This window comes from Xanthobacter sp. BG11Y11_SDJG (assembly GCF_057364445.1).
The window spans coordinates 1-18,523 of sequence record NZ_JBNFNU010000039.1; the positions used below are offsets into that span (position 1 = coordinate 1).

Genomic DNA, 18,523 nt, shown 5'->3' on the forward strand with positions numbered 1-18,523 from the left:
GGCGGCAGCACAGCTTCGAGGTCGATCCCGGCGTGCCGGTCGAAGGCGTCCACCAGCGTCAGGCGCTCCGGCTCGGCGAACGGGTCGCAGGCGTGGCCGCGATAGGCGAAGGAGGCCGTGCCGCCGACCTCCGCCGCCAGCGCCAGCAGGCGCGCGCAGTCCGTCATCAGCGCGGTATAGGGCGCCTCGGCCCGGTACCACTCGACCATGGTGAACTCGGGATGGTGCGCCCGGCCGCGCTCGCGGTTCCGGAATACCCGCGCGACCTCGACAATCCGCCGCTCCCCCGCCGCCAGGAGCTTCTTGGCGCTGAATTCCGGCGAGGTGCGCAGATAGAGCCGCGCGCTGGTCCCATCCGGGGTGACGAGGTCGGTGGCGAAGGCGTGCAAGTGCGTCTCGTTGCCCGGCGAGCGCTGGAGAATGGGCGTCTCCACCTCCAGGAAGCCCCAGTCCGCGAACGCCTGACGCATCCGCGCCATCAGCCGCGCGCGGGCGAGGAGGAAGGGTCGGCGGTCCTCGAAGGCGCGCGGCTCCCACCAGGGGCTCGGGAGCGGGCCGGGGGGCAAGGGAGAGGTCATCGCGCGCGACAGGTCCTTCGGGCGTTGCGGGAGCGAAATGTGCCCGGAGACTGGCGCTCGGCGCCATTATGGGCTAGGTGCGCGCCAACGCTCAGATGCGGCGCCGCCGCACAGTTCGAGGAATACGATACGTGGTCAAGGTCATCGCCAGCTCCCTGCGCAAGGGCAATGTGGTCGACATCGACGACAAGCTCTATGTGGTGCTCACCGCCGAGAACATCCATCCCGGCAAGGGGACGCCCGTCACCCAGCTCGACATGCGCCGGATTTCCGACGGCGTGAAGATCTCCGAGCGCTACCGCACCACCGAGCAGGTGGAACGCGCCTTCGTCGAGGACCGCCCGCACACTTTCCTCTATGAGGATTCCGACGGCTACACCTTCATGAACCCCGAGACCTTTGACCAGGTGACGGTGCCGAAGGACGTGATGGGCGACCAGTCGGTCTATCTCCAGGAGGGCATGGAATGCATGCTCTCCACCCACAACGGCGTGCCGATCGCCATCGAGCTTCCGGCCCGCGTGACGCTGGAGATCGTCGACACCGAGCCCACGGTGAAGGGGCAGACCGCCTCCTCGTCCTACAAGCCGGCCATGCTCTCGAACGGCGTGCGCACCATGGTTCCGCCGCACATCTCCGCCGGCACCCGCGTGGTCATCATGACCGCCGACGCCTCCTATGTGGAGCGCGCCAAGGACTGATTGCGCCCCGGCGCCCGCCGCGGCGAACCCGGTGCTTTCGGCGGCCTGGCTGCAGGCCTGCCCCAACGGGAGCGCAGGGCAGGGGTGCGATTACCGCGGCGCGAGCGCGCGCGCGCCGCGCCGGTTTTCCGGCCCGGCGATCGCGAAAACTTAATTCCTCATTAACCATAATGCCTTGATGCTTTAGGGCCGCGCGCCCGTCCGACCGGCTCCGGCGCTCGGTAAAAGGCAGGGCGAGACGCCGCATTGACCGGGACGCGCGGAACTTTCCGCCTCACCCACCGTTGGTCGCGAAACTGCAGAGACCAACCAAGGCGTATGGAAAGATGAAGTTTTCTGGCAAGCGGGTGCTCGTCGTCGAGGACGAGTTCCTGGTGGCCCTGGGCCTGGAGGATAATCTCAGGTCGCTCGGCTGCACCGTCGTCGGGCCCGTGGCCAACCTGTCGGCCGCCATGGCGGCTGCGGCGCATGAGACCGTTGATGCGGCCATCCTCGACGTGAATCTCGCCGGCGAATACGTCTTCCCGGCCGCCGCCATCCTTGTGGACCGCGGCATTCCGTTCATGTTCTGCTCGGGCTATTCGGGTTCGGGCCGGCTGCCGGAGAAGTTCGCCGACACGCCCCGCGTGCCGAAGCCCTACACCAGCAAGGCCATCGCCGCCACGCTTGCCGACCTGATGGGCACCGGCAAAGAGGACGAGGGGCACGGCGGCTCGCGCGGCGGGTTCGAGACCCCCAGCCACTTTTAACCCGCGGCGTGCCGCACCGGCGGCCGGACAGCGATCGATCGGGGCGCCCTGCGGCGCCCCTTTTGCGTTCAGCCGCGGCTCGCCGCCGGGTCGTGGTCCGCATCCGGCGCCGCAGGCTTGGCCGCATCGTGCTTCGGCCCGCCGCGGGCGACGCCCACCATGGCCGGGCGCAGCACCCGCTCGCCGATGGTGTAGCCGGCCTGGACCACCTGGACGACAGTGCCGGCGTGCACGCTCGGGTCCGGCACCTCGAACATGGCCTGGTGCAGATTGGGGTCGAAACGCTCGCCGCGCGGTTCGATCTTGCGGATGCCGTGCTTCTCCAGCGCCTTGTGGAATCCGCGCTCGGTCAGTTCCAGGCCCTCCAGCAGCGCCTTCAGCGAGCCCTCGGCTTCGTCCTTCACCTTGTCGTCCACGGAGGCCAGGGCGCGGGCGAGATCGTCGGCGACGGTCAGCATGTCGCGCGCGAAGGACGCGACGCCGTAGGTCTTGGCGTCGGCCACTTCCTTGTCGGCGCGCCGGCGCACGTTCTCGGCCTCGGCGAAGGCGCGCAGGAACTTGTCCTTGAGGCTCGCGATCTCGGCTTCCAGCCGGGCCCGCTCGGCGGCGCCGTCGGCGCCGATCTGGGCGTCCGCGGCGGCAAGGGCCTCGGCTTCGGCACTGGCCTCCACATTGGCCTCGGCCTGGACGGTGGACGTGGGGTTGGCCGTGCCCTCGCCGGTCTCGGGCGCGCGCATCTGCTCGCTCATCCGGTCTTCCTCTTTTCTCAAGCGGTCTCGCCCGCGCGGGGCGGAAAAATGGTCCCCGCGCATATCGGGGGAAGGATGCGAAAATCAAGAGTTCGCGACCGCGAGACCCCGGCCTTCCCCCTCGGCGTGGCTCACGCCGCATCCGCCCCCGGCGCGCCGAGCACCCGGCTCACGAGGCGGGCGGTGAAGTCCACCATGGGCACGATGCGCCCGTAATTGAGCCGGGTCGGGCCGATCACGCCAAGCACGCCGAGCACGCGGCCCTGCCCGTCGCGATAGGGGGCGACGATGGTGGAGGAGCCCGATAGCGAGAACAGGCGATTCTCGGAGCCGATGAAGATGCGCAGCGCCTGCGCCTCCTCGGCACGGCCGAGCAGGTCGACCACGTCGCGCTTCTGCTCCAGGTCGTCGAACAGAAGGCGGATGCGCTCCAGGTCCTCCAGCGCGCGCAGGTCCTCCAGGAGCTTCGCCTGGCCGCGCACGATCAGGCGCCGCTCGGTGGGCGCGTCCCCGGACCAGGTGGCGAGCCCGGCCTCCACCACGCGGGCGGTGAGCGCGTCCAGATCGCGCCGCAGTTCCGCCAGCGTGCTCTCCATCTCCGTGCGCGCCTCGGCCAGCGTGCGGCCGCGGATGCGGGCGCTGAGGAAGTTGGTCGCCTCGGTGAGCGCCGAGGCGGGCAGCCCCGGCCGGCAGCGGCAGCACGCGGTTCTCCACCTGCCCGTCCTCGGACACCAGGATCACCAGCGCCCGGCCCGGATCGAGCGGCACGAACTCCACATGCTTGAGGCGCGGATCGGTCTTGAGCGCCGTGACGACGCCGGCGCCGCGCGAAAGGCCCGAGAGCAGTGCCGAGGCTCCTGCAGCACGCCCTCCACCGTGGCGCCCTTGGCGGCGGCCATCACCTGCGCCTCGATATTGGTGCGGTCGCGCTCGTTGACGTCGCCGATCTCCAGCATGGCATCGACGAAAAAGCGCAGGCCGCGCTCGGTGGGCAGGCGTCCGGCGCTGGTGTGGGGCGCGAAGATGAGGCCCGCGGCCTCCAGGTCCGCCATCACGTTGCGCACCGAGGCCGGCGACAGCGTCATGGGGATGAGGCGCGAGATGTTGCGCGAGCCCACCGGCTCGCCGGTGGCGAGATAGCTCTCGACGATCTGGCGGAAGATTTCGCGCGCGCGCTCGTCGATCTGCGCCAGCGCGCCGGTGGACAAAGACAGAAGCGGGTCGAGCGCCACGGTGTGCCTCGCATGCGTCACGCGGATCGGCGCGCCGGAAGGCGGCCAGGACCTCATAATGTGTCCATGGACCGTGCCCCGTTCAAGCGCCCCGGCGGCGCGCCCCTTGCTGGCGCCATCCGCCCCCCCTACAAAGACGCCCGGATCGAGAGCACCTCAAAGGAATTGTCCCCCATGCGTCCCAGCAAACGCGCCCCCGACGAGCTGCGCGCCGTCTCCTTCGAGCGCAGCGTGATGCGCCATGCGGAAGGCTCCTGCCTCGTCAAGTTCGGCGACACCCACGTGCTGGTGGCCGCGACGCTGGAGGAGCGCCTGCCGCCGTGGCTGAAGGGCCAGGGGCGCGGCTGGGTGACGGCGGAATATTCCATGCTGCCGCGCGCCACCCACGACCGCACGCGGCGCGAGAGCACCACCGGCCGCCCTTCCGGCCGCACCCAGGAGATCCAGCGCCTGATCGGCCGCTCGCTGCGCTCCGTGACCGATCTCGTCGGCCTCGGCGAAAAACAGATCACCATCGATTGCGACGTGCTCCAGGCCGATGGCGGCACCCGCACCGCCGCCATCACCGGGGCCTGGATCGCGCTTTACGACTGCCTTGCCTGGATGCGCGCGCGCTCCATGGTGAAGGAAATCCCGCTCAAGACCCACGTGGCCGCGGTTTCCTGCGGCATCTATAACGGCACGCCGGTGCTGGATCTCGACTATGCGGAGGATTCCGCCGCCGAGACCGACGCCAACTTCGTCATGACGGGGGATGGCGGCATCGTCGAGATCCAGGGCACGGCGGAGAAGACCCCGTTCTCGCAGGACGAGCTTCTGTCGCTGCTGTCGCTCGCGCGCGGCGGGGTGGACCGGCTCGTGGCACTGCAGAAGGCGGCGATCGCCTGATGGGCCGCCGCCTCGAAGGCCGCCTCGTGGTGGCGACGCACAATCCCGGCAAGCTCACCGAGATGCGCATGCTGCTTGAGCCGCACGGGGTGGAAGCGGTGTCCGCCGCCGAGCTCGGCCTCGCCGAGCCGGACGAGACCGAGACGACCTTCGCCGGCAATGCGCGACTGAAGGCGGTGGCGGCGGCGACGGCCTCCGGCTTTCCGGCCTTCGCGGACGATTCCGGGCTGGTGATCGATGCGCTCGGCGGCGCGCCCGGCATCCACACCGCCCGCTGGGCGGGGCCGGAGCGCGACTTCGAGATGGCCATGGAGAAGGTGGAGGAAGAACTGCGCAAGGTTGGCGCCCTCGCCCCCGAGCAGCGCACCGCGCGCTTCGTCTCGGCGCTGTGCCTCGCCTGGCCCGACGGGCATCTGGAGGAATTCGAGGGCACGGTGGAGGGCACCCTGGTGTGGCCGCCGCGCGGGGCGAAGGGCTTCGGCTACGATCCCATCTTCCGGCCTGAGGATTATGAGAAGACCTTCGCCGAGATGACCGCCGACGAGAAGCACGCCATGCCGCCCAGGGGCTTCGGCCTGTCGCACCGGGCGCGGGCTTTCCTGAAGCTGTCGCGGGCGTGCCTGGAGGGGTGACGGGCTTGTGTCCCGGACGCATGGAGCGCGAGCGGAATGCGAGCCGGGACCCAGCGCAAGACTCCTGCGCAGCAGGCAATGTATGGGATGGTCGGATCAGGACGCGCCTTCGGCGGATTCTCGCGCTGGGTCCCGGCTCTCCTTCCATTCCGCTGCGCTGCATTGCAGTCGGCCGGGACGCAGGGGCGGGGCGAGGACGTCGGATCATGAAGGCATGAACATCCCACGCGACGAAAGCGGTGTTCCGGAGGCAAAGCCGGCCGCTCCCGAAGGTGGCTTCGGCGTCTATGTGCACTGGCCGTTCTGCCTCGCCAAATGCCCCTATTGCGACTTCAACTCCCATGTGCGGCACGCCCCGCCCGACCAGGACCGGTTCCTGGCCGCCTTCCGGCGCGAGATCGCCCATATGCGCGAGATCGGTGGGCCGCAGCGGGCGGAGACGGTGTTCTTCGGCGGCGGCACGCCCTCGCTCATGGCGCCGGAGACGGTGGGCGGCATCCTTGAGGCCATCGACGACGCCTGGCCGCTCGCCGCCGATGGCCGAGGTGACGCTGGAGGCCCAACCCCACCTCGGTGGAGGCGACGCGCTTTGCCGGCTACCGTGCCGCCGGCGTCAACCGCGTCTCGCTCGGCGTCCAGGCGCTGGACGACGGCGATCTGAAGGGCCTCGGCCGCATGCATTCGGTGGCCGAGGCGCTGGCCGCCGTTGCGGTGGCGCGCGCGGCCTTCGACCGCGTCTCGTTCGACCTCATCTATGCCGGCCGGGCCAGACGCCGCAGGCCTGGGCCGCCGAGCTGAAGCGCGCGCTCGCGGAGGGCTGCGAGCACCTCTCGCTCTACCAGCTCACCATCGAGCCGGAGACGCCGTTCGCGCGGCTCTATGGCGCCGGCAAGCTGATCCTGCCCGATGATGAGGCCTCACGCGCCCTGTGGGACGTGACGCAGGAGGTCACCGCCGCCGCCGGTTGCCGGCCTACGAGATATCGAACCATGCGCGGCCGGGCGCCGAGGCGCGGCACAATCTCGTCTACTGGCGCTACGGCACCTATGCCGGCATCGGCCCCGGCGCTCATGGCCGGCTGCGGGTGGACGGCGCGCGCCGCGCCACCTTCACCGAGCGCGCGCCGGAGGCCTGGCTTGCGCGGGCGGAGGCGCACGGCCACGGACTGGTCGAGGAGACCGCGCTTTCCGCTCCCGAGCAGGCCGACGAGATGCGCGTCCATGGGCCTGCGCCTCACCGGAGGGCGTCGACCTCGCCCGCCACGCCCGCCTCGGCGGCCGCCCGCTCGATGAGGGGCGCATCGCGGCGCTTCAGGCCGACGGCCTCGTGGTCCGCAGCGGCGACCGGCTGCGGGCGACGCCGGACGGCTTCCCGGTGCTCAATGCGGTGATCGCGGCGCTGGCCGGCTGAGCGCCGGGCTCGGGACCCGGCGCCCGCGTGGACAAGACCCTTCGGTCTGCGCCGGTCAGTCCTCAGGAGCAGGTCCAATAGTGCTTGTCGCCCACGTAGCACCAGGAATAGCGGCCGACGATGCTGTCCACGTGATATCTGCCGCCGACGGGGATGCGTCCGGTCATGACGGCATACCCGCCATTCTCAAAGTACTTGACGACCACCGCGTCGCGGCAGCCATTGTAAAAATAATATTGACCAGGCACCTTGCCGGTCGTGACGCAGGCGCTGGCGGCACCGACCTGGGCGGTCAGCGCAAAAATTGCAACAATCCAAAGACGAGACATATTCGCTTCTCCGTTGCTATGCTCCAAGGAGCGCATGACGACTGTAGCTTTGGGGCGCGCGACGCACTTCCCCCATTTGGGTAATCCTGTCGCTTCCCTTCAGTGCGCCGCCGCCGGTTGACGCGGGTCGTGGTTTCCCAGCGTGCGGGTCAATGCCGTGGGCACCTCGACCCCCCTTTTCGCCGGGCCGCACCGGGGCTACATCCGAAAGCCATGAGCAGCACCGACACCCAGCCTTCCGTCACCGCCAGCGCCCCGCCGGACGAACTCCTGATCGCGGTGGCGCAGATCAATCCCACGGTCGGCGACGTGGAGGGCAACCTCGCGCTCGCCCGCAAGGCGCGCGACACGGCGCGCCTCGAAGGTGCGGACCTCCTGGTGTTCTCCGAGCTGTCCATCTCGGGCTATCCGCCCGAGGACCTGGTGCTGAAGCCGGCCTTCCAGGCCGCCTGCCGCAGGGCGGTGGAGGAACTGGCGGCCGAGACCGTCGGCGGGCCGGCGCTGCTGGTGGGCGCGCCGTGGATGGAGGCGGGCAAGCTCCACAATTCGGTGCTGCTGCTGGACGGCGGGCGTGTCGCCGCCGTGCGCCACAAGGTGGACCTGCCCAATTACGGCGTGTTCGACGAGAAGCGCGTGTTCACGCCCGGCCCGATGCCGGGGCCGATCCCGTTCCGTGGCATCCGCCTCGGCGTGCCGGTCTGCGAGGACATCTGGGGACCGGACGTGGTGGAATGCCTTGCCGAGACCGGGGCGGAACTGCTGATCGTGCCCAACGGCTCGCCCTATCGCCGCTCGGTCTATGAGGAGCGTGAGAACGTCGCGGTGGCCCGCGTGGTGGAGAGCGGCCTGCCGCTGCTCTACGTCAACCAGGTGGGCGGGCAGGACGAACTGGTGTTCGACGGCGCCTCGTTCGCGCTCAATGCCGACCGCTCGCTCGCCATGCAGCTGCCGAGCTTCCAGGAGCGCGTGCGCGTCACCAAGTGGGAGCGCCTCGCCAACGGCTGGAAAATGACCGAGGCGCCGCTTGCCGACCGCACCGAGGGCGACCAGGCGGACTATGCCGCCTGCGTGCTCGGCCTGAAGGACTATGTGGAGAAGAACCGCTTCCCCGGCGTGGTGCTGGGCCTGTCCGGCGGCATCGACAGCGCGCTGTGCGCGGCGATGGCAGTGGATGCGCTTGGCGCCGAGCGCGTCCACTGCATCATGCTGCCCTATCGCTACACGTCCGGCGAGAGCCTCGCCGATGCCGCCGCCGTCGCCGAGCGCCTGGGCGTGCGCTACGACACGGTGCCGATCGCCGGCGGGGTGGAGGGCATCGAGGCGGCGCTTGCGCCGCTGTTCGCCGGCCGGCCCCGCGACGTGACCGAGGAGAACCTCCAGTCGCGGGTGCGCGGCACGCTGCTCATGTCGGTGTCGAACAAGTTCGGCGCCATGGTGGTCACCACCGGCAACAAGTCGGAGATGTCCACCGGCTACGCCACGCTCTATGGCGACATGAACGGCGGCTACAATCCGATCAAGGATCTCTACAAGACCGAGGTGTTCCGCCTCTCGCGCCTGCGCAATTTGTGGAAGCCGGTCTTCGCCAAGGGGCCGAGCGGCGAGGTGATCCCGGACCGCCTGATCGACAAGCCGCCCACCGCCGAACTGCGCGAGAACCAGAAGGACGAGGATTCGCTGCCGCCTTATGCGGTGCTCGACGCCATCCTGGCGCGGCTGGTGGAAAGCGAGGCCTCGGTGGCGGAGCTGATCGCGGAGGGCTTCGAGCCCGAGGTGGTGAAGCGGGTGGAGCGCCTGCTCAACGTCGCCGAATACAAGCGCCGCCAGGCGGCGCCGGGGGTGAAGGTCACGGCCCGCAATTTCGGCCGCGACCGCCGCTATCCCATCACCAACTGCTTCCGCGACCAGGGCTGAGCACGCCCTCAGCCGAGGCGGGCGCGCGGCGGCTCGTGGAGGGTCTCGGCGTCCGGTGCGCCGGTGTCCGAGCGCGCCCGCAGCCCGTCCGGCGGCACCAGCAGGGTGAGCGCTTTGGGGGAGATCGCGTAGCGCAGCGGCAGGTTCTCGCGCGTCACCTCCCCGTCGTCGCGACCCAGGTGCGCGCGCCGGCGTGGATGGTGAGCCGCTGGGCGGTGAAGGTGTGGATGCCGGGATTGTCGCGCCAGGAACCCACCAGCACGTCGGCGCTGGCCTTGATCTTGGCGAGCGCCCCGCGGTCCTCCGCCACCAGCACCTCCAGCTGGCCGCCGTCGAGGCGGGAGCGGTGCATGCCCTGGGCGTCGAAGGCGTTCACCGTCACCAAAGCGGCATAGGCCTCGATCGGCTCGCGCCGGCCCGCGATCTCGATTTCCAGAGAGATGCGGCCCGAGCGCACCAGCGCCCGCACGAGCGCGATGAGCCAGCCGAGGACGCGGCCCCGCTTCTTGCGCAGCTGTTCGCGCGCCAGCGCCATCTGGCTGAAGAAGCCGAGGCCCGAGACGCCGTGGAACGGACGCCCGTTGACGGTCCCGAGGTCCACGCGCATGGGCTCGGCCTTGCCGAGCGCCGCAAGCGCGCCGGGCAGGTCGCGCGGCAGGCCGATGTCGTGAGCGAGCAGGTTCATGGTGCCGAGCGGCAGCACGCCGAGGGCGATGTCGGTGCCGGCGAGCACCGACGCGGCATAGGAGACGGTGCCGTCGCCCGCGCCCACCACCAGCGTATCGTAGCCGCCATGGGGCGCCGCATCGATGGCCCGGACCATCTCGTCGCCGGAGGCGACCATGACCTCCACGTCCATGTCGGCGCGCGTGAGCGCCTTGTCCACCTCCTCGCGCACCTGTTCGGCGCCGAGATCGCGCACCGTTCCCGCCTGGGCATTGAGAACCACCAGCATTCGCCGCATCGTTTGGGCCTCCGGCGCCCGGCGCACTCGACAGGAGAAAGCGATCTCCAGATGGCGTAGAACAATAATGCGACGCTTCGGTTCCGGAGCGGTAATCACGAAAGGGAAGGGCAAGGCAGGCCATGACCGACGGCACGCGAGGCAAGACCGCCACCACCATCCTGCGGCTGCGCGCCGGCCTGCTGCTCCTGGTCGCGTCCGTGGTGCTGTGCGGGGTAGGGGGGCATTTTCTCGGGCGCCAGCTGGGCCTGGGGCTCGGCTGGTCGATCCTGGTGGCGATTGCCATCTGGGTGGCGGCGGGCATGGCCATCGCCCGGCTCGGGCCGAAGGTCTATTTCGCCATCTGCGCGGCGGTGACGGCCATTCTGGGCTACCTGGTGTACGATTTCTCGCGCTCGGCCCTGGATTGGCCGGGCGCGCTGAGCCTCGGCCTCGCGATCGTCGCCATCGCCCTGATGGCCTTCACCTTCTACGACTTCCGCCGGCTGAAGACCGAGATCCGGCTCTGGGCCTACCGCCGATAGGCCCGCCGCATGCCCGCTTGCGCGGGGCGCGCCGGTGGCGAGGATGGCCGGCGCGGCGCTCCGCCGCCAGGAGCCAGCCAGGGGCCAGCCATGCCGAAATCCTCTCCGCCTTCTCGACCCTCGACCCGCTGGTGGCCGCGGGCGTGGTGCTCGCCACCACCCTCACGGACGCCGCCTATGTGATGTTCACCGCCTCGGTGGCGGGCAAGAGGCGGCTCCAGGCCGCCAACTGGAGCAGCATCTGGTACATGCTCTCTTCCTTCGCCGTCATCAGCTACACCGCCAACTGGGTGTACGTGCTGTTCGCGGCGGTGGGATCATGGATGGGCGCCTATGCCACCATGACGTTTCTCCATCATCGTACCCCCAATCCACCGCTTTCGCCGCCGCCGGCGGTGCCTCCGGGCTGAAAAGGTCTCGGCGCACTTGACCTCGGCAAGGGGATGTCATTCCAGTGCGCCGCGCCGGACCGGCAGGGAAGGGCCGGCGGACGCGGCCGCCGGCTCCGGAGGTGCGCGGAACCGCAGTCGAGTGCACCGGCCCGTCGGCCGGCGGAGGCGTGATGTCCGGAGGCGGCATCTATCTGTTTGCGGGGCCGGCGTTCGCGCTGATCGTCGCAACGACCTTCTTCTGTGTCTGGCTCTATCAGCGCCAGCGCGGCTACGTGCTGCTGTTCGCCGTCGCCTTCCTTTCCTTCGCGCTCGGCGCGCTCTCGCAGATGCTGCACATCCCGTCGGATACCGGGCGCAACACGATGGTCTCGGCCATCCTCTACGCCTTCGCCATCCTGTGCCTCGCGGAGGGGCTGCTGATGCGTCGGGGCACCCAAGGGGTGGACGTGGTGCTGGTCGGCCTGGCGGGTGCGATCATGGTTCTCTTATATTATTTTTCTATATTGATAGAGATTTGGTGACGAGGATTTATATTCAAAACTTCGGATACGGATTAATGATTCTATATTCATTTATTCGGCTCGCGCGTATTCCGAGCCGAAGAGTGATGGATCGCATCATACTTGTGGTTCTTTTGCTGGTCGGGCTCCATTTTTTCCCGCGGACCCTGATGACACTGCGAGATTCGGACTTCATTCGAGAGTACATGCGCAATCTGGCGAACGACCCTCAGGCGCTGAACCTGGTCTTCCGCACCTCGCCGTTCTGGCAGGTGCTCAACTTCTCGCTGCTGATCAGCGCCTTCCTGATGGCCATGACGCTGCTCGCCGCGGTGGCGATGGACGTGATCGAGGAGATCAGCCGGGAAGGCGGCATCGACGCGCTGACGGGGCTCGCCAACCGGCGCGGGTTCCACCGCCGGGCGAAGAGCGTCAGGCCCATCGGTCCCCTCGCTCCGGTCAGCGTGGTCTTCTGCGACATCGACCGCTTCAAGGCAATCAACGACTCCTATGGCCATCCGGTGGGCGACCGCGTGCTCCAGACGTTCGCGCGGCTGGTGGAGCAGGAGGTCCGCGACGACGACGTGGTGGCCCGCTTCGGCGGCGAGGAGTTTGTGATGCTGCTGGTGCGGGCCAACCGTGCCGGCGCGACGGGATTGGCCGAGCGGCTGCGCGCTGAGACCGAGCTGACGCAGTTTCCTGGATTGCCGCTCGGGGCCACGGTCACGGCCAGCTTCGGCATCGTCGAATGGCGGCCCGATGAGGAGTTGACGGAGGCCATGCACCGCGCCGACCGCATGGTCTACGTGGCCAAGCGCGCCGGCCGGAACCGCGTCGCCGTGGAGGAAGCCGAAGAGGCCGGCGACGATTGACGGAGGTCAAGGCGGCCGCGCCGCAGCCCCCGCTAGGCTGCGCCCCAAAAGCTGGGGAGGTCGCCGTGCCGTCAGAAACTCTTGCCGTGGTCGTCGCCGTGGTCGCCGCGTTCGGCGGCTTCGCCATCGTGCTCGCCTTCGCCGATCATTACGCCACTCCCAAGCGCTAGGTCCGCGCCGCCCGGCGGCACCGCCAGCGGGTGGGATGACGCGCTCTCACGCCTTGCGGTGCAGCGCCTGCGCATGGCGCCGGTCGCGCCGGGAGGGCGTTCCCCAAGGGGATCGGCCGTGATACGCCATGGGTGTTCTGGGCCCTGGGCGCGGGTGCGCACAGGCCGCGGCTCGGGGGCATGCCATGAGGATACCACCTCAGATCCGTCGTCTCGGCCCGCCCCTGCGGGCCTTCGCGACAGGGGCGTTGGCCCTCGCCCTGGTGCCCGTCAGCGCCGCACCGGCCGGCGCCACCGGCTCGCTCGACTGCGCGATCGACGACAAGGCGGTGACGTTCGACGCCCAGATCGTGTTCTCGCACGGCCTCGCGAGCGGCTTCACCAATGAGCGGTTTGAGCTGAAGCTCAAGGGCAAAGGCGTGCCGGACGATTTGCGCGACCTGAAGCTCGACGCCGCGGCGCTGGTGCACCACTGGTTCCACGGCCGGGAGCTGAAGCTTCACCTTTATCACGAGCGCACGGAGGGCCGGCACGGCACCGTGGAACTGGTGATCGAAACCAGGACCGGACCCAAGGACGAGGACGAGGGCGCCTATTCCGGCCGCTACTGGCTCGAAGTCACCGATCTGCCGGACGGCGCGAGCGAAGCCAGGACCTGGAGCTTCAAGGGCAAGGCCACATGCTCGGCCGGCTGACCGTGGCCGGCGGCGCGGGGCTCCTCGCCGCCGCGCTGCTTTTCGGCGGCCCGGCGCCCGCGGCCTCCGAACGGCTACCGCCCTTCGCCTGTAGCGGCCCGCTTGCGCCCGATACCAGCCATGCGGCGCTCGAAAAGGCCTTCGGCAAGGCCAATGTGGTGTTCAAGACCGTTCCTGCCCCCGAGGGCACGACGGCGCGCGCCACCGTCGTCTTCGGCCGCGATCCGGCGCGGCGCCTGGAGGTGCTGTGGCAAGACGAGAAGCGCCGGCAGCGCCCGGCCTTCGTGACCGTCCGGGAAGGCGCGCTCTGGCGCACGCCGCAGGGCCTCGGCATGGGCTCCTCCCTCGCCGATGCGGAGCGCGCCAATGGCGGGCCGTTCCTGATCGCCGGCTTCGACTGGGACTATGCCGGCACCGTGACCGACTGGAAGGGGGGCGCGCTCGACGGTGGCCCCTGCCGGCTGATCCTGCGCTTCGAGCCCGGAGCGGGGGGCTCCGGCGGCGCAGACGCGCAGGGCGACCAGGACTTCCCCTCCGACGGCGCCGCCATGCGGGCGGCGAAGCCCGTGGCCTACGAGATGTCGCTGAGCTACCAATAGGCCGGGGCCGAACCGGGAGTGAGGATGGCCGAGGAGCCTTTCTGGCGCGTCAAGCCGCTCGTCGCCATGAGCACCGCCGAATGGGAGAGCCTGTGCGACGGCTGCGGGCGCTGCTGCCTCGTGAAGCTCGAGGACGAGGACACCGGCCAGATCGCCTATACCGACGTGGCCTGCCGCCTGTTCGATGCCGGCACCTGCCGCTGCGCCGACTATGAGAACCGCTCGGCCAAGGTCGCCGACTGCGTGCGGCTGACGCCGGATGCGGTGGCGAGCCTCGCGTGGCTGCCGCCCACCTGCGGCTATCGCCTGGTGTCGGAAGGCAAGGACCTGCCGTTCTGGCACCCTTTGGTCTCGGGCGACCGCGGAACCGTGGCGGCGGCGGGCATCTCGGTGGCGGGCCGCGTGGCGGGCAGCGAGGAGGCCTTCGGCCTGTTCGAGCTGGTCGACCACATCGTCGCCTGGCCGGTGCGCTGGCCGAAGGGGGCGAAAGCGGGCGCCAACAGCGGCGCCCAGGGGAGCGCAAAGGGGAGCGCAAAGGGGACTGGGAAGGCGCGCGCGCGGGCCCCCAAGGTTCCGAGCGCGCCATAAAAAGGGCCGGCGCGAAACGCCGGCCCCCTGGCTGAAAGCCTTAAGACTGAGCCTTGGAAAGGCTCAGTCTTCCTTCTCGGCGCCCGCGCGCTGCTTGAGAGCGGCACCGAGGATGTCGCCGAGCGAAGCGCCCGAATCCTGCGAGCCGTACTGCGCCACGGCCTCCTTCTCCTCGGCGATCTCCATCGCCTTGATGGAGACCTGCACCTTGCGCGCCTTGCGGTCGAACAGGGTGACGCGGGCATCGAGCTTGTCGCCCACCGAGAAGCGCTCGGGGCGCTGGTCGTTGCGGTCGCGGGCGAGCTCGGAGCGCTTGATGAAGGCGGAGAGGTCGGTGCCCGAGAGCTTCACCTCGATGCCGCCGTCCTTCACGTCCGTGACCTCGCAGGTCACCACCGCGCCCTTCTTCACCTCGCCCGCGTCGGCGAAGGGATCGCCGGCGAGTTGCTTGATGCCGAGCGAGATGCGCTCCTTCTCGACGTCCACGTCGAGCACCACGGCCTTCACCATGTCGCCCTTGCGGTACTCGTCGATCACCTGCTCGCCCGGACGGTTCCAGTCCAGGTCGGAGAGGTGGACCATGCCGTCCACGTCGCCGTCGAGGCCGAGGAACAGGCCGAACTCGGTCTTGTTCTTGACCTCGCCTTCCACCACCGCGCCGGGGGCATACTTCTCGGCGAAGGCCTCCCAGGGGTTCTGGAGGGTCTGCTTGAGGCCGAGCGAGATGCGGCGCTTGGCGCTGTCCACTTCCAGCACCTGCACCTCGACCTCCTGGGAGGTGGAGACGATCTTGCCGGGATGGACGTTCTTCTTGGTCCACGACATCTCGGAGACGTGGATGAGGCCCTCGATGCCGGGCTCCAGCTCCACGAACGCGCCGTAGTCGGTGATGTTGGTCACGCGGCCCTTGAAGCGGGCGTTGACCGGATACTTGGCCTCGATGCCCTCCCACGGGTCGCCGAGCAGCTGCTTCATGCCGAGCGAGATGCGGTGGGTCTCGTGGTTGATCTTGATGATCTTGACCTTCACCGTCTGGCCGATGTTGAGCACCTCGGTCGGGTGGTTCACGCGGCGCCAGGCGATGTCGGTGACGTGCAGCAGGCCGTCGATGCCGCCGAGGTCCACGAACGCGCCGTAATCGGTGATGTTCTTGACCACGCCCTCGATGGCCTGGCCCTCTTCGAGGTTCTGCACCAGCTCGTGGCGCTGCTCGGCGCGGGTCTCTTCCAGCACGGTGCGGCGGGAGACGACGATGTTGCCGCGGCGGCGGTCCATCTTGAGGATCTGGAACGGCTGCTGGTTGTGCATCAGCGGGCCGACGTCGCGGATCGGGCGGATGTCCACCTGCGAGCGCGGCAGGAAGGCCACGGCGCCGTCCAGGTCGACGGTGAAGCCGCCCTTCACCTGGTTGAAGATCACGCCGAAGACCTTCTCGTTGGCCGTGAAGGCCTTCTCGAGCTTGATCCAGCTCTCCTCGCGGCGCGCCTTGTCGCGCGAGAGGACGGCCTCGCCCATGGCGTTCTCGACGCGCTCGAGATAGACCTCGACCTCGTCGCCCACCTGGATGGTGTTCTCGCGGCCGGGGCCGGCGAACTCGCGCAGCGCGACGCGGCCTTCGGTCTTCAGACCGATGTCGATGATCGCCAGATCCTTCTCGATGGCGACCACGATGCCCTTGACGACCGACCCTTCCTGGGTGTCGGCGCTGCCGAAGCTCTCGTCGAGGAGCGCGGCGAAATCTTCACGGGTGGTTTCTACGGCGGACATTCAAACTCCGAAATTGCCTGCGCCGGCGTCTGGTGTTGCAAGGCCCTGGGCTGCTCGGATGTCCAGGCGCTCCTTGCGGAAAACGGACTGGACGGCCGCCGACGGAGGTCGGCGGGCCGGCGCAAAACGCCGAGCGGCACAAGCTGTGAGTGGTGCGGCCGGGTTCTGCTCAGCGAAAGCCAGGGCGGGCTGCCTCCGACGAACTGGGTCGCGTATCCCGCGTCCCCAGGCCCGCCCGGGCGGCCTCCACCTTTGGGGAGCGCGACCTCGGACGCCGCTCACATAGGGGAAAAGCGGCGCGAACGCAAGGGTTGCGGGCGGATCGGGGCGGCAGCGGCAGGCGAATGCCTCACTCGGCGATGATCTTGACCTTCTCGCCGTATTTCAGCTTGGCGCCGGCCTCGAGCCCATTGAGGATCATGAAGCGTTCCAGCGGCCGGTCGGGCACCTGCATGCGGGCGGCGAAGGTCTGCGGGCTGTCGCCGAGGCCGACGCCCACCACGCGCACGCGCAGCGGCTTCACCGCTTCCGCCTCGCCGGACGTGACGCGGCGGAAGGAGTTGGCGGCGGCGCGGAACTGCCGGTCCACCTCCGGCGTCAGTTCGCGCGCGGCAAAGATCAGCCGGTAGACGTCCGAGCCGAAGCGGATGGCGAACATGCGGAACGACCACTGGTCGCCGCGGGCGATCGCGGTGGCGGCGGAGAAGCCGTTGATGGTCAGCGTCTCCACCGTGTTGATCTCCACCCCCTCGATCCAGCCGGAGGAGAGATATTCCGCCAGCGACTGGTTGGCCGTCACCCGCACCGCGTCGAGCCGCAGTGCCTCGCGGCCCGCCTGGGTGGCGCCGAGCACCGCCTGGGAGGTGTTCTCCAGCGAAAAGCCCTCCGGCGCCGAGAACGTGAAGCCGAGCTTGGGGTGGAAGAAGGTGCGGCCGCGGACGAAGCCCTCCTTGGGGTCGTCGCCGTAGATCATGCCGTCGATGGCGGACAGATAGACCGAGCGGTCGCGCTCGCCCGCGCCCGGCTGGGCGTATTGGCGCGCATTGGCGATGGCGATGGAGATGCGCTCGGGCGTCGCCGGGTGGGAGGACAGGAAGTCCACCTCGCCGGAGCCGGCGGACTTGGCCGAGAGCGCGCCGGCGCGCAGTTCCGCATAGCGGCCCATGTCGGTGAGGAAGCGAGAGGCGCCGTAGGGGTCGAAGCCGGCGCGCGCGGCGATTCCGACGCCGATGGCGTCCGCCTCCAGCTCCTGGCCGCGGGAGAAGGTGGCGAGCGTGCTGCGGCTCTTCTCCAGCGTGAGCGCCCCCACCGCGGGATCGTTCAGCACGTCGGAGACGACGCGGCTCACCAGCACGGTGCGCTCCATCTGGTCCTCGCGGATCACCGCGTGGCGGGCGATCACGTGCGCCATCTCGTGGGCGAGGACCGAGGAGAGCTCGGAGTTGTCGTTGGCGAGCGCGAGCAGGCCGCGCGTCACATAGAGCGAGCCGTTGGAGAGCGCGAAGGCATTGATGGCCGGCGAATTCAACACCGTGACGCGGTATTTCAGGTCGGGCCGCTCGGAGGCCGCCACCAGCCGCTCCACGGTCTGCTGGATCAGCGCCTTGAGCTGGGGATCGGCATAGGCGCCGCCATAGGAGGCGATGAGGCGCTCGTGCTCGCCGCGCTGGGAGGGCGACATCTCCGCGAATTCGGAGCGCGTCGAGGCATCGCCCGTGGCGGGGCTGGCGGAGAGGCCCGTCTGGTCGAGGTCGATGCCGGCGCAGGCGGCAAGGGCCAAGGTGGCGGCGAGGGCCGCGGCCAGCCCGCTTAAGCGAGGCAGATTGCGGAGCAGGCTGTGGGGCAGGCGCGCGCGATCCAAGGCACGCGCACCAGAGGCCGCGTCCCGGTCCGCCATCGTCCTCCGCCTCGCCGCCAGGCTCCTCACCGTGCCGTGTCCTCCCTTGCCTGGGCCGCCTCCGGGCCATCCAGGATCAAGATCTCATGCCTGCTGCGCACGAATATGGCAGGTCCGCCGTCCATCCGCACCACGCCGCGCACCGAAACCAAGGTGCCGCGCAACATGGCGGGAGCGAGGCCATCCCCCAAGATTGTGGCGAAATCGCCGGCCGGCAGGACGACCGTGAAGTCCTCGCGCCAGCGTGATCCGAAAATTGAGGAACACCTTGTCGCGGGTGGCTCCGGCCTCGCGCACCCGGCCCTCGACCACGGTGAACAGGCCGGCGCGGCCGCCGAGCGGTCGTGGTCGTGCGCCGCGGCGACCGCGTCGG

Annotated in this window: 20 protein-coding genes and 2 pseudogenes; 14 read left to right on the forward strand and 8 right to left on the reverse strand. The window is 69.4% G+C overall.

Translation table 11 applies throughout. From position 1 onward, the window contains the following. Nucleotides 1-578, reverse strand: a 578-nt coding sequence (locus AC2W7M_RS06075; RefSeq protein ID WP_486130890.1) for an amino acid--tRNA ligase-related protein, incomplete at its 3' end; no start/stop codon positions are given. A gap of 131 nt (nucleotides 579-709) precedes the next feature. On the opposite strand from AC2W7M_RS06075, the gene efp reads away from it, so the two are divergent. Together efp and AC2W7M_RS06085 are read left to right on the forward strand one after the other, a co-directional pair. After that, a complete protein-coding gene (efp, locus tag AC2W7M_RS06080; RefSeq protein WP_486130892.1) occupies nucleotides 710-1,279 on the forward strand; it encodes an elongation factor P in 570 nt (189 codons plus the stop codon). A gap of 326 nt (nucleotides 1,280-1,605) precedes the next feature. After that, nucleotides 1,606-2,028: a response regulator gene (locus tag AC2W7M_RS06085; protein WP_486130894.1), complete on the forward strand. Its 423-nt coding sequence runs from the start codon at nucleotides 1,606-1,608 to the stop codon at nucleotides 2,026-2,028. A gap of 68 nt (nucleotides 2,029-2,096) precedes the next feature. Here the strand turns inward: AC2W7M_RS06085 and grpE are convergent, their stop codons facing one another. Both grpE and hrcA read right to left on the reverse strand, forming a co-directional pair. Then, the gene (gene grpE, locus AC2W7M_RS06090; RefSeq protein ID WP_486130896.1) at nucleotides 2,097-2,777 is read right to left on the reverse strand and encodes a nucleotide exchange factor GrpE; all 681 of its coding nucleotides are present in this window, start codon (nucleotides 2,775-2,777) and stop codon (nucleotides 2,097-2,099) included. A gap of 131 nt (nucleotides 2,778-2,908) precedes the next feature. Beyond that, nucleotides 2,909-4,009 (reverse strand): annotated as a pseudogene (gene hrcA / locus AC2W7M_RS06095) (heat-inducible transcriptional repressor HrcA). Between the two features lie 174 nt (nucleotides 4,010-4,183). Here hrcA and rph point away from each other — a divergent pair. The 3 genes and pseudogenes from rph to hemW all read left to right on the forward strand — a co-directional run bounded on the left by rph (nucleotide 4,184) and on the right by hemW (nucleotide 6,939). Beyond that, nucleotides 4,184-4,897 carry a ribonuclease PH gene (rph, locus tag AC2W7M_RS06100; protein ID WP_486130897.1) on the forward strand — a complete coding sequence of 238 codons (714 nt, stop codon included), beginning with the start codon at nucleotides 4,184-4,186 and terminating at the stop codon, nucleotides 4,895-4,897. After that, a complete protein-coding gene (rdgB, locus tag AC2W7M_RS06105) occupies nucleotides 4,897-5,529 on the forward strand; it encodes an RdgB/HAM1 family non-canonical purine NTP pyrophosphatase (protein WP_486130899.1) in 633 nt (210 codons plus the stop codon). The genes rph and rdgB overlap by 1 nt, the downstream gene beginning before the upstream one ends. A gap of 214 nt (nucleotides 5,530-5,743) precedes the next feature. Further along, nucleotides 5,744-6,939 (forward strand): annotated as a pseudogene (gene hemW / locus AC2W7M_RS06110) (radical SAM family heme chaperone HemW). Between the two features lie 62 nt (nucleotides 6,940-7,001). On the opposite strand, the gene AC2W7M_RS06115 reads toward hemW, so the two are convergent. Next, entirely contained in the window at nucleotides 7,002-7,268 is a 267-nt protein-coding gene (locus AC2W7M_RS06115) for a hypothetical protein (RefSeq protein WP_486130901.1), read from the reverse strand. Nucleotides 7,269-7,481: 213 nt separating this feature from the next. Here AC2W7M_RS06115 and AC2W7M_RS06120 point away from each other — a divergent pair, with 213 nt between their 5' ends. Then, a complete protein-coding gene (locus AC2W7M_RS06120; protein WP_486130902.1) occupies nucleotides 7,482-9,182 on the forward strand; it encodes an NAD+ synthase in 1,701 nt (566 codons plus the stop codon). An 8-nt stretch (nucleotides 9,183-9,190) separates the two neighbouring features. Here AC2W7M_RS06120 and AC2W7M_RS06125 read toward each other — a convergent pair whose 3' ends face one another. Both AC2W7M_RS06125 and AC2W7M_RS06130 read right to left on the reverse strand, forming a co-directional pair. Further along, nucleotides 9,191-9,340, reverse strand: a complete 150-nt coding sequence (locus tag AC2W7M_RS06125; protein ID WP_486130904.1) for a hypothetical protein — start codon at nucleotides 9,338-9,340, stop codon at nucleotides 9,191-9,193. After that, complete coding sequence (locus AC2W7M_RS06130; RefSeq protein WP_486130906.1) at nucleotides 9,337-10,137, reverse strand: diacylglycerol/lipid kinase family protein; 801 nt, start codon at nucleotides 10,135-10,137, stop codon at nucleotides 9,337-9,339. The genes AC2W7M_RS06125 and AC2W7M_RS06130 overlap by 4 nt, the downstream gene beginning before the upstream one ends. A 131-nt stretch (nucleotides 10,138-10,268) precedes the next feature. Between AC2W7M_RS06130 and AC2W7M_RS06135 the strand changes: the two genes are divergently transcribed. The 7 genes from AC2W7M_RS06135 (at nucleotide 10,269) to AC2W7M_RS06165 (ending at nucleotide 14,486) form a co-directional block, all read left to right on the forward strand. Then, nucleotides 10,269-10,670: a hypothetical protein gene (locus AC2W7M_RS06135; protein WP_486130908.1), complete on the forward strand. Its 402-nt coding sequence runs from the start codon at nucleotides 10,269-10,271 to the stop codon at nucleotides 10,668-10,670. 98 nt (nucleotides 10,671-10,768) lie between these two features. Next, a complete protein-coding gene (locus AC2W7M_RS06140; RefSeq protein WP_486130923.1) occupies nucleotides 10,769-11,080 on the forward strand; it encodes a hypothetical protein in 312 nt (103 codons plus the stop codon). A gap of 152 nt (nucleotides 11,081-11,232) precedes the next feature. Continuing rightward, a complete protein-coding gene (locus AC2W7M_RS06145; protein WP_486130910.1) occupies nucleotides 11,233-11,583 on the forward strand; it encodes a hypothetical protein in 351 nt (116 codons plus the stop codon). 86 nt (nucleotides 11,584-11,669) lie between these two features. Next, nucleotides 11,670-12,434 (forward strand): GGDEF domain-containing protein, encoded by a 765-nt coding sequence (locus AC2W7M_RS06150; protein WP_486130925.1) that lies wholly within the window; start codon nucleotides 11,670-11,672, stop codon nucleotides 12,432-12,434. 418 nt (nucleotides 12,435-12,852) lie between these two features. Beyond that, the gene (locus AC2W7M_RS06155) at nucleotides 12,853-13,299 is read left to right on the forward strand and encodes a hypothetical protein (RefSeq protein ID WP_486130912.1); all 447 of its coding nucleotides are present in this window, start codon (nucleotides 12,853-12,855) and stop codon (nucleotides 13,297-13,299) included. Then, nucleotides 13,284-13,898: a hypothetical protein gene (locus AC2W7M_RS06160; protein WP_486130914.1), complete on the forward strand. Its 615-nt coding sequence runs from the start codon at nucleotides 13,284-13,286 to the stop codon at nucleotides 13,896-13,898. Before AC2W7M_RS06155 ends, AC2W7M_RS06160 begins: the two co-directional genes overlap by 16 nt. A 24-nt stretch (nucleotides 13,899-13,922) precedes the next feature. Then, nucleotides 13,923-14,486 (forward strand): YcgN family cysteine cluster protein, encoded by a 564-nt coding sequence (locus tag AC2W7M_RS06165; protein WP_486130916.1) that lies wholly within the window; start codon nucleotides 13,923-13,925, stop codon nucleotides 14,484-14,486. 63 nt (nucleotides 14,487-14,549) lie between these two features. On the opposite strand, the gene rpsA is transcribed toward AC2W7M_RS06165, so the two are convergent. Beyond that, nucleotides 14,550-16,253, reverse strand: coding sequence for a 30S ribosomal protein S1 (gene rpsA, locus AC2W7M_RS06170; protein WP_486130917.1), 1,704 nt, complete (start codon nucleotides 16,251-16,253; stop codon nucleotides 14,550-14,552). 349 nt (nucleotides 16,254-16,602) lie between these two features. Then, a complete protein-coding gene (locus AC2W7M_RS06175) occupies nucleotides 16,603-18,114 on the reverse strand; it encodes a M48 family metalloprotease (protein ID WP_486130919.1) in 1,512 nt (503 codons plus the stop codon). 72 nt (nucleotides 18,115-18,186) lie between these two features. On the opposite strand from AC2W7M_RS06175, the gene AC2W7M_RS06180 reads away from it, so the two are divergent. Continuing rightward, nucleotides 18,187-18,523: hypothetical protein (locus AC2W7M_RS06180; RefSeq protein WP_486130921.1), on the forward strand; the 337-nt coding region annotated here is incomplete at its 3' end.